The organism is Pseudomonas sp. 13B_3.2_Bac1, assembly GCF_025466205.1.
In the GTDB taxonomy this organism is placed as follows: domain Bacteria; phylum Pseudomonadota; class Gammaproteobacteria; order Pseudomonadales; family Pseudomonadaceae; genus Aquipseudomonas; species Aquipseudomonas fluorescens_H.
The window spans coordinates 1-12,468 of the sequence record NZ_JANLOG010000060.1 but is presented as its reverse complement, the minus strand read 5'-3'; the positions used below and the strand labels follow the sequence as shown (position 1 = coordinate 12,468).

8 protein-coding genes are annotated in these 12,468 nt (G+C 61.3%); 3 read left to right on the top strand and 5 right to left on the bottom strand.

Annotated features, from left to right (window positions below):
- Positions 1 to 15: 15 nt before the first annotated feature.
- The 3 genes from NTD85_RS09600 to NTD85_RS09590 are packed head-to-tail and all read right to left on the bottom strand — an operon-like array spanning position 16 to position 7,358.
- Entirely contained in the window at positions 16 to 3,138 is a 3,123-nt protein-coding gene (locus tag NTD85_RS09600) for an efflux RND transporter permease subunit (protein WP_103486061.1), read from the bottom strand.
- Positions 3,128 to 6,211 carry an efflux RND transporter permease subunit gene (locus NTD85_RS09595; protein WP_262142021.1) on the bottom strand — a complete coding sequence of 1,028 codons (3,084 nt, stop codon included), beginning with the start codon at positions 6,209 to 6,211 and terminating at the stop codon, positions 3,128 to 3,130. The genes NTD85_RS09600 and NTD85_RS09595 overlap by 11 nt, the downstream gene beginning before the upstream one ends.
- Before the next feature lie 13 nt (positions 6,212 to 6,224).
- On the bottom strand, positions 6,225 to 7,358 hold the full coding sequence (locus NTD85_RS09590; protein WP_003222969.1) for an efflux RND transporter periplasmic adaptor subunit: 1,134 nt from the start codon (positions 7,356 to 7,358) through the stop codon (positions 6,225 to 6,227).
- A 261-nt stretch (positions 7,359 to 7,619) separates the two neighbouring features.
- Here NTD85_RS09590 and NTD85_RS09585 point away from each other — a divergent pair, with 261 nt between their 5' ends.
- Entirely contained in the window at positions 7,620 to 8,225 is a 606-nt protein-coding gene (locus NTD85_RS09585) for a TetR/AcrR family transcriptional regulator (RefSeq protein ID WP_007969638.1), read from the top strand.
- Positions 8,226 to 8,337: 112 nt separating this feature from the next.
- Here the strand turns inward: NTD85_RS09585 and NTD85_RS09580 are convergent, their stop codons facing one another.
- Together NTD85_RS09580 and NTD85_RS09575 are read right to left on the bottom strand one after the other, a co-directional pair.
- The gene (locus NTD85_RS09580; RefSeq protein ID WP_262142020.1) at positions 8,338 to 8,796 is read right to left on the bottom strand and encodes an REP-associated tyrosine transposase; all 459 of its coding nucleotides are present in this window, start codon (positions 8,794 to 8,796) and stop codon (positions 8,338 to 8,340) included.
- A gap of 210 nt (positions 8,797 to 9,006) precedes the next feature.
- On the bottom strand, positions 9,007 to 9,447 hold the full coding sequence (locus NTD85_RS09575; RefSeq protein ID WP_003222968.1) for a GlcG/HbpS family heme-binding protein: 441 nt from the start codon (positions 9,445 to 9,447) through the stop codon (positions 9,007 to 9,009).
- 268 nt (positions 9,448 to 9,715) lie between these two features.
- Here NTD85_RS09575 and gcl point away from each other — a divergent pair, with 268 nt between their 5' ends.
- Together gcl and hyi are read left to right on the top strand one after the other, a co-directional pair.
- A complete protein-coding gene (gene gcl / locus NTD85_RS09570; protein WP_003222966.1) occupies positions 9,716 to 11,491 on the top strand; it encodes a glyoxylate carboligase in 1,776 nt (591 codons plus the stop codon).
- A 176-nt stretch (positions 11,492 to 11,667) separates the two neighbouring features.
- Entirely contained in the window at positions 11,668 to 12,450 is a 783-nt protein-coding gene (gene hyi / locus NTD85_RS09565; protein ID WP_262142019.1) for a hydroxypyruvate isomerase, read from the top strand.
- The last annotated feature ends 18 nt before the right edge of the window (positions 12,451 to 12,468 follow it).

The following is a 12,468-nucleotide window of genomic DNA, read 5'->3' as shown; positions in this document are numbered from 1 at the left end:
TTTGCGACGTTTCATCTATTGCTCCTTACGCTTCAGGCGCTGCGACGCCCGATCCAGCCAAAGGTAGATCACCGGCGTGGTGTACAGCGTCAGCAACTGGCTGAACAGCAAGCCGCCAATGATCGAAATCCCCAACGGTCGGCGCAGCTCCGAGCCATAGCCGGTGCCGAGCACCAGCGGCAGCGCGCCAAGAATTGCCGCCAGCGTGGTCATCATGATCGGCCGGAAACGGATCAGACAGGCGCGGCGAATCGCTTCTTTCGCGCTCAGGCCGAATTCACGGCGCTCGGTGATGGCGAAGTCGATCATCATGATCGCGTTCTTCTTCACGATCCCGATCAGCAGAATCACCCCCACCAGCGCGATGATCGACAGTTCAGTCCCCGTCAGCAGCAACGCGATCAAGGCACCGACCCCGGCCGAGGGCAAGGTCGAAAGAATCGTCAGCGGATGCACCAGACTCTCGTAAAGCATCCCCAGCACGACATACACCGACAGCAGCGCCGCGACGATCAGCAACGGTTCACTGGCCACCGAAGACTGGAACACCTGCGCGGTGCCGGCGAACTGGCCGACCACGCTGGCCGGCATGCGCAATTGCTTCACGGCGTTTTCAACTAACGCCGTCGCCTGACCGATGGATACGCCTGGCGCGAGGTTGAACGAAGCGGTCACCGCTGGAAAGGTGCCCTGATGACTGATCGAAATCGCTGTGCGCCCCACCGAATAATCAGCAACAGCCGACAGTGGTACCAACGGTTGCGAGGCGGTGGCGCTGAGGTTCGGTGCCGCCGCAGCGCCCTTGGTGGTGACGGCCGCCGTGCCCACCGGCACGTAGACATTTTTCAGGGTGGCCGGGTCAGCCCAGTACGGCGGCGCAACTTCCATCACTACGTGGTATTGGTTGGCGGAACGGTAGATGGTCGAGACCTGACGCTGGCCGAACGCGTCGTACAGCGTCTGGTCGATGGCCGACATGCTCACGCCCAGTCGCGCCGCCGCATCACGATTGACGGTGACGCTGGCCATCAGGCTGTTGTCCTGCTGATCGGTGTTGATGTCGGTCAGTTGCGGCAAGGTGTGCAGCGCCGCCACGACTTTGGGCACCCATTCATCGAGGGTGCTCTGGTCATCGGCGGTCATCGTGTACTGATATTGCGCCCCGCTCTGCCGCCCGCCAACGGTGATGTCCTGCGCTGATTGCAGGTACAGGCGCGTGCCGGGCATGTCGCCCAGGGTGCGGCGAATCTGCCCGATGACCTGATCGGCGCTGTCCTTGCGATCAGCCAGTGATTTGAGGGTAATGAACAACTGCGCACTGTTCACCGCGCCGCCGATCCCGCCGCCACCGCCGACAAAACCACCGACGGTGGCCACGTTCGGATTGCTCAGCACCTTCTGGTTGATCTCGCTGAAGTTCGACTGGATCGCCCCGAAGGAAATGCTCTGCGCCGCGATGATGCTGCCGGACATGCGCCCGGTGTCTTCCTGCGGGAAAAAGCCCTTGGGCACCATCACGTACAGGACGCACGCCAGCACGATCACCAGCAACGTCAGCAACCCCATCAAGAACGAATGCTCCACCACCCAGCCCAGGGTGCGGTCATAGAAGCGGTGAAAGCGCGAATCCGGGTGATCTTCGCCGTCCCCAGCCTGCTCATTGGTACGCAGCAGCACGCTGGCGAGCATCGGCGTCACGGTCAGTGATACCAGCATCGAAATCACGATGGCCACCGACAGCGAAATCGAAAACTCGCGAAACAGTCGCCCGACTATGCCGCCCATCAGCAGCAACGGAATGAACACCGCCACCAGCGACACACTGATGGTCATCACCGTGAAGCCGACCTCGCGCGCCCCGGCCAGCGCCGCCTGCACACGGCTTTCGCCCTTCTCCAGATGGCGCATGATGTTCTCGACCACCACGATCGCATCGTCCACCACAAACCCGGTGGAAATGGTCAGCGCCATCAACGACAGGTTGTTCAGGCTATAGCCGAGAAAGTACATCGCACCAAACGTGCCGAGCAGCGACAACGGCACGACAATGGCCGGGATCAGCGTGCTGCGCCAGTCGCGGAAGAACGCGAACGTCACCAGCGTCACCAGTGCGATGGAAATCAGCAGGGTCATTTCCACGTCATGCAACGACGCACGAATGGTGGTGGTGCGATCCATCAGGATGTTGATCTTGATCGCCGAAGGGATCGAACTTTGCAGAAACGGCAGGTCGGCCTTCACCGCATCCACGGTGTCGATGACGTTGGCCCCGGGCTGCTTGAACACCACCAGCAGCACCGCTGGTTTGCCGTTGGACAGGCCGAAGTTGCGCAGGTCTTCGACGTCTTCGGTGACGTCGCCCAGATCGGAAATGCGCACCAGATCGCCATTGTTTTTCTTCACCACCAACGGCCCGTAATCGGCGCCCTGGTAGAGCATGTCGTTGGCCTTGAGGCCATAGGATTGAGCGCCGAGCGCCACCGTGCCCTTGGGCAGATTGACGTTGGACGCCTGAATCACCTGGCGCACCTGTTCGAGGCTGACGCCATAGCGGTTGAGCCGATCCGGGTTGAGCTCGATGCGTACCGCCGGCAGCGCCGCGCCGCCCACCGTGACGTCGCCGACCCCGGTGGTTTGCAACAGGCGTTGCTCAAGCAGGGTCGAGGCCACGTCATACATCTGTCCGCGTGTCGCGGTGTCGGAGGTCAGGCTGAGGATCAGGATCGGCGAGTCGGCCGGGTTGACCTTGCGGTAGGTCGGGTTGCCGGACAGGTCGCTCGGCAGATTGCTGCGCGCCGCGTTGATCGCCGCCTGCACGTCCCGGGCGGCGCCGTCGATGTCGCGGTTGAGGTCGAACTGCAGGGTGATGCGCGTCGCCCCCAGCGAACTCGACGAGGTCATTTCAGTGACCCCGGCGATCTGCCCGAACTGGCGCTCCAGCGGCGTCGCCACCGACGATGCGACAGTGCTCGGATCAGCGCCGGGCAACGAAGCGCGCACGCTGATGGTGGGGAAATCCACTTCCGGCAGCGGCGCCACTGGCAGCAGGTTGAACGCCAACACGCCGAACAGCGCCAGCCCCACCGCCAGCAACGTGGTGGCGATCGGGCGCTGGATGAACGGCGCGCTAAGGTTCATCGCGATAGGCCTCGACCAGCGCTGGCCGGCGCCGAGTGAAACGCTGCTCCAGACTGTGCATGGCGAGGAAAATCACCGGGGTCGAAAACAGCGTCAACAACTGACTGAGCAGCAGCCCGCCGATGATCGCGATGCCCAGCGGATGACGCAGCTCCGAACCGATCCCGGTACCCAGCGCCAGCGGCACCGCGCCAAACAGCGAGGCCATGCTGGTCATCAGGATCGGCCGAAAACGCAGCTCGGCCGCCTGACGAATCGCCGCCACGGCATCGAGTCCGCCCTCGCGCTCAAGCTCCAGCGCGAAGTCGACCATCATGATGCCGTTCTTCATCACGATCCCGATCAACAGCACGATGCCGATCAGGCCGATGATGTCGAACTGCGTGCCGGTGATCAGCAACGCCAGCAGCGCGCCCAGCGCTGCCGAGAGCAAGGTCGAAAGAATCGTCACCGGGTGCACGAAGCTCTCGTAGAGAATGCCCAGCATCAGGTACACGACGATGATCGCCGCCAGCACCAGAAACACCTGATTCGACAGTGACGCCTCGAACGTCGCCGCCGCCCCCTCCAGATTGGCCTGCACCGACAGCGGCAGGCCGGCCTTGGCTTCGATCTCGTTGAGCCGGGTCACCGCAGCACCAAGGGTCTGGCCGGGGGCGAGGTTGAACGACACGTCGGCATAGGGAAATTGCCCGAGGCGGTTGATGGTCACCGGCGCGCGAATCACCTGCATGGTCGCCATGCTGGACAGCGGTGCCACCCCGCCGCCGGGAATATCGACGTAGAGCCCGGTCAGCAAATCGGCCAGATTGTGCGGCGGATGATCAGTGGCAATCACTACGTGATACTGGTTGAGCTGGGTGTAAATGGTCGACACCTGACGCTGGCCGAAGGCGTCGTACAGCACATCGTCGATGGCCTGCGGGGTGATCCCCAGACGTGAAGCGGTGGCCCGGTCGAAGTTGAGCTGGATCTGATTGCCGAACTGCATCGCCTGACTCTGCACATCGGTGAACATCGGGTCCTGCTTGATCGCCGCCAGCAATGTGTTGGTCCACTGCTCCAGCTCATCCGGGTCGGTGGCCTGCAGGCCGAGGCGGTAGCTGGTGGTCGAGACCGTGGCGTCCAGCGTCAGGTCCTGCACGCTGTGCAGGTACAGGCGAATCCCGGCGTCGTCGGCGTTGGCGTCCGAGAGCCGGCGAATCACTGCCGCGCTGCTGTCGCGGTCGCCGTGGGGCTTGAGGTTGATCAGCAGGTTGCCCTGATTGATCGTCGGGTTGGTCTGGTCGATACCGACGAACGACGACAGGCTGGCCACCGCTGGATCTTTCAGAATTCGTGCGGCCAGCCGTTGCTGTTCGATCTGCATCTGCTGGAAGGAAATTGTCGGCGAGGCCTGGGAAATACCCTGGATCAGCCCGGTGTCCTGCTCGGGGAAAAAGCCCTTGGGCATCACCACGATGATCAGCAGGGTCAGTGCCCCGGTGAACACAATGGAAATCAGCGTCAGCCCGCGGTGCAGCAACACCCAGTCCAGGCCTTTGACGTAATAGCCATTGATCCGGTCGAAGAAATCGACCCGGCGCTCCTCGTGCCTGTGCTTGAGCATGCGCGAGCACATCATTGGCGTCAGGGTCAGGGTGATCAGCGCCGAGATGACGATGGTCACCGCTACGGTCATGGCAAATTCACGGAACAATCGCCCGACCACATCGCCCATGAACAACAGCGGAATCATCACCGCGATCAGCGCCACCGACAGCGAAATGATCGTGAAGCCGATCTGCTCCGAGCCCTTGAGCGCAGCCTCCATCGGCGAGTCGCCGGCCTCGATGTAACGGGTGATGTTTTCGATCATGACGATGGCGTCATCGACCACGAAACCGATGGCGATGGTCAGCGCCATCAACGTCAGGTTATTCAGCGAAAAGCCCAGCCCATAGGCCACTGCAAGTGTACCGATCAGGGTCAGCGGCACGGTTACCGCCGGAATGATCGTCGCCGGGAGATTGCGCAGGAACAGGAAAATCACGATCACCACCAGCAGCACCGCCACGCCCAGTTCGTACTGCACGTCGGTGACCGAGGCACGAATGGTTTGCGTGCGATCGGTGAGCACGTTGACCTTGAGCGTCGCCGGCAGACTGGCGCGCAACTTGGGCAACAGTTGCTGCACACGGTCAACCACGTCGATCACGTTGGCGCCGGGTTGGCGCTGGATATTCAGGACAATTGATGGCGTGCTATTGGTCCACGCGGCCTGACGTGGATTCTCCGGGCCCTGGGTCGAACTGGCGATCTGCGACAGACGGATCGGCGCGCCGTTCTTGTAGGCGATCACCAGGTCGCGATACTCCTCGGCCGACTGCAACTGGTCGTTGGTGCCGATCGAATACGCCTGATATTTGCCGTCGATATTGCCCTTGGCCTGATTGACGTTGGCCGTGCCCAGCGAAGTGCGCAGGTCATCAAGGGACAGACCGAGATTGTTCAGCGCCGAGGTGTTGGCCTCGACCCGCACCGCCGGGCGCTGACCGCCGCTGATGGTGACCAGGCCGACACCGGTGATCTGCGAAATTTTCTGCGCCAGCCGCGTGTCGGCGAGGTCTTCAACCTTGGTCAGCGGCAGCACGTCGGAGGTCAGCGACAGGGTCAGCACCGGCGCGTCGGCCGGATTGACCTTGCTGTACACCGGCGGGTACGGCAGGTTGGCCGGCAGGAACGTGCCGGCGGCGTTGATCGCGGCCTGCACTTCCTGCTCGGCGACATCCAGCGACAGCGACAGATCGAATTGCAGGGTCACCACCGAAGCGCCGTCGGAGCTGGTGGAGTTCATCGATTTGAGGCCCGGCATCTCGCCGAGCTGACGCTCCAGCGGCGCGGTGATCGACGAACTGATCACCTCGGGACTCGCGCCGGGGTATTGAGTGAATACCTGGATAGTCGGGTAATCGACCTCGGGCAACGCAGACACCGACAGCAAGTGATAACCGAGCATGCCCAGCAACAGCACCGCCACCATCAACAGCGTGGTAGCGACCGGGCGTTCGATGAAGGGGCGCGAGACGTTCATGTTGGGCGCCTCCTCACTGCGCGACGACTTTCACCGCAGAGCCATCGTCGAGTTTGTCGGCGCCCTCGGTGACCACCTGCTCACCGGCCTTCACGCCGTTGTCGAGCACTGCCGAGACGTCCCCCGTCGCCGGGCCGGTCTTGATGTTGCGCAGGCTGACCTTGTTGCCCGGATCGACCACGACGAACACGAAATCGCCCTTGCTGCCGTGCTGGATCGCCCGGGTCGGCACCACGCTGATCTGGGTCAGCGTGTCGGCCTTGAGTCGCGCATTGACGAACTGATTGGGGAACAGCGCCTTGCCCGCATCATCAAACTGCGCCTTGACCTTGATCGTGCCGGTGCTGGTATCGACCTGGTTGTCCAGCGCCAGCAGACTGCCAGTGGCCAGCAGATTGTGCTTGTTGCGGTCGTAGGCCAGCACCGTCACCGGCCCCTTGGCCATGGCCTGATTGATTGCGCCCAGATCATCTTCGGGCACGGCGAACACCACCGTGGCCGGGGTCATCTGGGTGATGACCGCAATCCCGGTGGTGCTGGTGGTGGTCACGTAGTTGCCGGGATCGACCTGGCGCAGGCCGACCACGCCATCCACCGGCGAGGTGATGGTGCAATAACTCAATTGCACTTCGAGGTTCTGCACGCTGCCCTGATCGGAAGCGACCGTACCTTGCAGTTGCTGCACCAGGGAGGCCTGGGTATCGAGGGTTTGCTGGGTGGTGGAACCGACCTTGATCAGCTCGCGATAGCGCGCCAAATCGCGCACGGCGTTGGCAAGCAACGCCTGATCGTGCATCAGCGTACCCTTGGCCACCGCCAATTGCGCCTTGAGTGCGCGGTCATCGATGCGGGCGATCACCTGGCCCTTGCGCACCTGCTGGCCTTCCTGAAATTCGACCGAGCTTAAAATTCCGTCGACTTGGGTGATCACTGTCACGCTGCGGGTCGGGGTGACGGTGCCGAGGGCGTCGATGTACACCGGCACATCCTGCAACTTGACTGCGACCGTTGCCACGGGTTCGGCCGGCGGCGGTGGCTTGGGCTTGCGCTGGTTCGACGCGAGGAACAGCCACAGCACCACTGCCAGCAATACAAGCCCCAGCACAACGATGGCCCAGGCGATTTTGCTGCGTCTGCGTTTTTCCACGGTATTTCACTCGAACAGGCCGACAATCACACACGGCAATTGAAAGTGAAGCCCGGCCATACAAGGCAAATCCCTGGCCAATGGCTTGATCGCTGCCTTGAACTCTAGCAGCGCCTCCCGAGTTCACCCAAAGATCTGCAGGTTCGTTCAGCCCCGAGACAGCGAAGTCCGTCCGCCCCGTGGCCGGGGCATTCTTGAGCGCTGCGCGAGGCCGGTGCTACCATGCGCAACCGCCAGAACAGGCAAGGAACCACCGGGTTTATGAGCACAATCCGCGAGCGCAACAAAGAACTGATCCTGCGTGCCGCCAGTGAGGAATTTGCCGACAAAGGCTTCGCTGCGACCAAAACCAGCGACATCGCCGCCAAGGCAGGATTGCCCAAGCCCAACGTCTACTACTACTTCAAGTCCAAGGAAAACCTCTACCGCGAGGTCCTGGAAAGCATCATCGTGCCGATCCTGCAGGCCTCGACTCCGTTCAACCCGGACGGCGTGCCGAGCGAAGTGCTCAGTGGCTACATCCGCTCGAAGATCCGCATCTCCCGCGACCTGCCCTTCGCCTCCAAGGTGTTCGCCAGCGAAATCATGCACGGCGCCCCGCACCTCAGCGCCGACCTGGTCGAGCAGCTCAACAGCCAGGCCAAGCACAACATCGACTGCATCCAGAGCTGGATCGACCGCGGCCAGATCGCCCCGATCGACCCCAACCACCTGATGTTCAGCATCTGGGCCGCGACCCAGACCTACGCCGACTTCGACTGGCAGATCTCTGCGGTCACCGGCAAGGACAAACTGGACGAGGCGGATTACGAGGCGGCGGCGCAGACGATTATTCGGTTGGTGTTGAAGGGGTGTGAGCCGGACTGATAGACCTCGTTGAGCGCTTCGCGAGCAAGCTCGCTCCCACGGGGATTTGTGAACGCCGCAGATCCAATGTGGGAGCGAGCTTGCTCGCGAATGGAGCGACCAGGTTTGACTGTCAGACCCAAATGGCATCCCACAGCGGATAGTCGCCAAGCTTCTGCACTAAACCTGCCCGCAATGGGTTGGCCACGACATATCGCGCTATTTTCACCAGATCCTCCTCTCGCCGTAGCGCCCTATCGTGAAATCCTTGCTGCCATAAACTGCCTTCTCTTTTCGCAGCCAGATTCACTGCCCGCGCGCTTAAGGATTTTGTCCGTTGCATCAGGTCACTTAAGGAACCTCGCTTCAAATCGATCAACCAATGAAAGTGGTCAGGCATAACTACCCACGCCAAAGAGTCGGCAAAGTCCTGCTCTTGGGCGCTTCGAAATTGGGCAACGACCAACCTGCCCAACGCAAAATCGCGGAAAACGGGTTCGCGATATAGGGTATTGGCAGTCAGTAGATAAATTCGGTTGGGCTCGTCGTAACGACCAAAGCGCAAGCGATGTGAAGCGGACAGTTTCGGCATTCCTTTGCACCTTTCAAGAGATGACCTGAAAGGTTAGATCTGCACACGGGGAGGAAGCGTCAAGACTGTTAGCCAGATGTGTCCGTTGAATCGCCTTCGCGAGCAAGCTCGCTCCCACAGTGGATTTGAGGTGTTCACACTTCATGTGTCAGAACACAAAGCTGTGGGAGCGAGCTTGCTCGCGAAGACTTCAGTTCAGACGCTACAAAATCAAGCCGCCACCCCCGCATCCGCCCTCAAATCCAGCGCCTCCACCGCTTTGATCGCCACTTGCTCATCAATATCCGACAGATCGCCGCTGATCCCGATCGCGCCCAGCACATTCCCCGCCTGATCACGAATCAACACTCCGCCCGGGGCCGGGACGACGCTGCCCTGGCCCATGCTGTTGAGTGCGGCGATGAACGCCGGGCGTTGTTGGGCGTCCAGCGCCAGCAGGCGTGAGCCCTTGCCTAGGGCGATGGCGCCCCAGGCTTTGCCGATGGCGATGTTCGGGCGCAGCAGGCTGGCGCCGTCTTCGCGTTGCAGGGTGATCAGGTGGCCGCCAGTATCGAGTACCGCGATGGTCAGCGGCGCGGCGTTGATGCCGCGTCCGGTGCTGATGGCCTGGTTGACCAGGTTGACTGCGACTTTCAAGGTTAAAGCGCTCATGGTGCCGTCCTCATTTTGTTATTGGGAAAGTCGTGGGGCTGCGCTCAAGTGCCGCAGACCGATGCCACAAATAGAACACAATGAATTATTTTTTTGTATACAATAATTCTCGAAAGGCGCCACATGCGACGAAAAGCCACAGCAAAACCGGCTTCCGACGAATGAAACAGACGCTTGAGAAAATGGATTGACCTGCGCCGTCCGCCGTGAATACACTCTGCGCAAAGCCACTTGTATACAATTACAAAACGTAAAGAGGCACAAAACCATGAGCAAAATGAGAGCAATCGAAGCCGCCGTTCTGGTGATGCGCCGTGAAGGGGTTGATACCGCTTTTGGCATTCCGGGTGCTGCGATCAACCCGCTGTACTCCGCCCTGCAGAAAGTCGGTGGCATCGATCACGTCCTCGCTCGCCACGTCGAAGGCGCGTCACACATGGCCGAGGGTTACACCCGCACCAAGGCCGGCAACATCGGCGTGTGCATCGGTACGTCCGGCCCTGCCGGTACCGACATGGTCACCGGGCTCTACAGCGCCTCGGCCGACTCGATCCCTATCCTCTGCATCACCGGCCAGGCACCCCGCGCCCGTATGCACAAGGAAGACTTCCAGGCGGTCGACATCACCAGCATCGTCAAGCCCGTCACCAAGTGGGCGACCACGGTTCTGGAGCCGGGCCAAGTGCCTTACGCATTCCAGAAAGCCTTTTACGAAATGCGCTCCGGCCGTCCAGGCCCGGTGCTGATCGACCTGCCGTTCGACGTGCAGATGGCTGAAATCGAATTCGACATCGACGCCTACCAGCCGCTGCCGCTGGCCAAGCCAACCGCGACCCGCATTCAGGTCGAGAAGGCTTTGGCCCTGCTGGATCAGGCCGAGCGTCCATTGCTGGTGGCTGGTGGCGGCATCATCAACGCCGACGCCAGCGATCTGCTGGTGGAGTTCGCCGAGCTGACCGGTATTCCGGTGATCCCGACCCTGATGGGCTGGGGCACCATTCCGGACGATCACCCGTTGATGGTCGGCATGGTCGGTCTGCAGACCTCGCACCGTTACGGCAACGCCACGTTGCTGAAATCCGACGTGGTGCTGGGCATCGGTAACCGTTGGGCCAACCGTCACACCGGTTCGGTCGACGTCTACACCGAAGGCCGCAAGTTCATTCACGTTGACATCGAAGGCACGCAGATCGGCCGCGTGTTCACTCCGGATCTGGGCATCGTCTCCGACGCCGCTGCCGCGCTGACCGTGTTCATCGAAGTCGCCCGTGAATGGCAAGCCGCCGGCAAGCTGAAAAACCGTAGCGCCTGGCTGCAGGATTGCCAGCAACGCAAAGCCAGCCTGCACCGCAAGACCCACTTCGACAACGTACCGGTCAAGCCGCAGCGCGTTTACGAAGAGATGAACCAGGTGTTCGGCAAGGACACCTGCTACGTCAGCACCATTGGTCTGTCGCAGATTGCCGGCGCGCAGTTCCTGCACGTCTACAAGCCGCGTCACTGGATCAACTGCGGTCAGGCCGGCCCGTTGGGCTGGACCATTCCGGCGGCGCTGGGCGTGGTCAAGGCCGATCCGAGCCGGAAAGTCGTGGCCCTGTCGGGGGACTATGACTTCCAGTTCATGATCGAGGAGCTGGCGGTCGGCGCTCAGTTCAAATTGCCTTACATCCACGTCGTGGTGAACAACTCGTACCTGGGGCTGATCCGTCAGGCCCAGCGCGGGTTCGAAATGGACTACTGCGTGCAGCTGTCCTTCGATAACCTGAACGCGCCGGAACTCAACGGTTACGGTGTCGACCACATCGCAGTCGCCGAAGGCCTCGGCTGTAAGGCCCTGCGGGTGTTCGAACCATCGGAAATCGCCCCTGCCCTGCGCAAGGCCGAACAGATGATCGAAGAGTTCAAGGTACCGGTGATTGTCGAGATCATCCTGGAGCGTGTGACCAACATCTCCATGGGGACCGAGATCAACGCCGTCAACGAATTCGAAGACCTGGCACTGGTCGGCAACGACGCGCCAACGGCGATTTCGTTGCTTGATTAACTGCTGACCGCTCTCCCTGTGAGAGCGGGCCATGTGGCGAGGGAGCTTGCTCCCGCTCGGCTGCGAAGCAGTCGTAAAGCTTTTGGGGCCGCTACGCGCCCCAGCGGGAGCAAACTCCCTCGCCACACAAGCCCGCTCCCACAAGGGGATCCTCACAAGATTTACGGGAGACCACCATGCCGCGTTTCGCAGCCAACCTGTCCATGCTGTTCACCGAACAGGATTTCCTTGCCCGTTTCGACGCCGCCGCCAAAGCCGGTTTCAGTGGTGTGGAATACCTGTTCCCGTACGATTTCAGCTCTGCCGAAATCAAGGCCAGGCTCGATGCCAACGGTCTGACCCAAGTGCTGTTCAACCTGCCGGCCGGTGACTGGGCCAAGGGCGAGCGCGGTATCGCGTGTCTGCCGGATCGGGTCGAAGAATTCCGCGCCGGGGTCGATCTGGCGATTGCCTACGCGCAGGTGCTGGGCAACACCCAGGTCAACTGCCTGGCCGGTATCCGTCCGCAAGGCATTGATGATGTGACCGTGGAGAAAACCTTCGTCGCCAACCTCAAGTACGCGGCCGACAAACTGCAGGCGGCCGGTATCAAACTGGTGATGGAAGCGATCAACACCCGCGACATCCCGGGTTTCTACCTGAACAACACGGCGCAAGCCCTGTCGATTCGCGAGCAGGTCGGCAGCACCAATCTGTTCCTGCAATACGACATCTATCACATGCAAATCATGGAAGGCGATCTGGCCCGCACCCTGCAATCGCACCTGGGCGAGATCAACCACGTGCAGCTCGCGGACAACCCGGGGCGCAACGAGCCGGGCACCGGTGAAATCAACTACCGCTTCCTGTTCGAACACCTGGATCGCATCGGTTACCAGGGTTGGGTCGGTTGCGAATACAAGCCGCTGACCACCACCGAGGCCGGTCTCGGCTGGCTCAAGAGCCACAACGCAATTTAAGAGCACTGCAAAACCCTT

Excerpts from the sequence above, each read along its gene's own strand:
- NTD85_RS09600 (WP_103486061.1), bottom strand. The coding sequence starts at position 3,138 with ATGAACCTTAGCGCGCCGTTCATCCAGCGCCCGATCGCCACCACGTTG.
- NTD85_RS09595 (WP_262142021.1), bottom strand. The coding sequence starts at position 6,211 with ATGAACGTCTCGCGCCCCTTCATCGAACGCCCGGTCGCTACCACGCTG.
- NTD85_RS09585 (WP_007969638.1), top strand. The coding sequence starts at position 7,620 with ATGAGCACAATCCGCGAGCGCAACAAAGAACTGATCCTGCGTGCCGCC.
- NTD85_RS09580 (WP_262142020.1), bottom strand. The coding sequence starts at position 8,796 with ATGCCGAAACTGTCCGCTTCACATCGCTTGCGCTTTGGTCGTTACGAC.
- NTD85_RS09575 (WP_003222968.1), bottom strand. The coding sequence starts at position 9,447 with ATGAGCGCTTTAACCTTGAAAGTCGCAGTCAACCTGGTCAACCAGGCC.
- gcl (WP_003222966.1), top strand. The coding sequence starts at position 9,716 with ATGAGCAAAATGAGAGCAATCGAAGCCGCCGTTCTGGTGATGCGCCGT.
- hyi (WP_262142019.1), top strand. The coding sequence starts at position 11,668 with ATGCCGCGTTTCGCAGCCAACCTGTCCATGCTGTTCACCGAACAGGAT.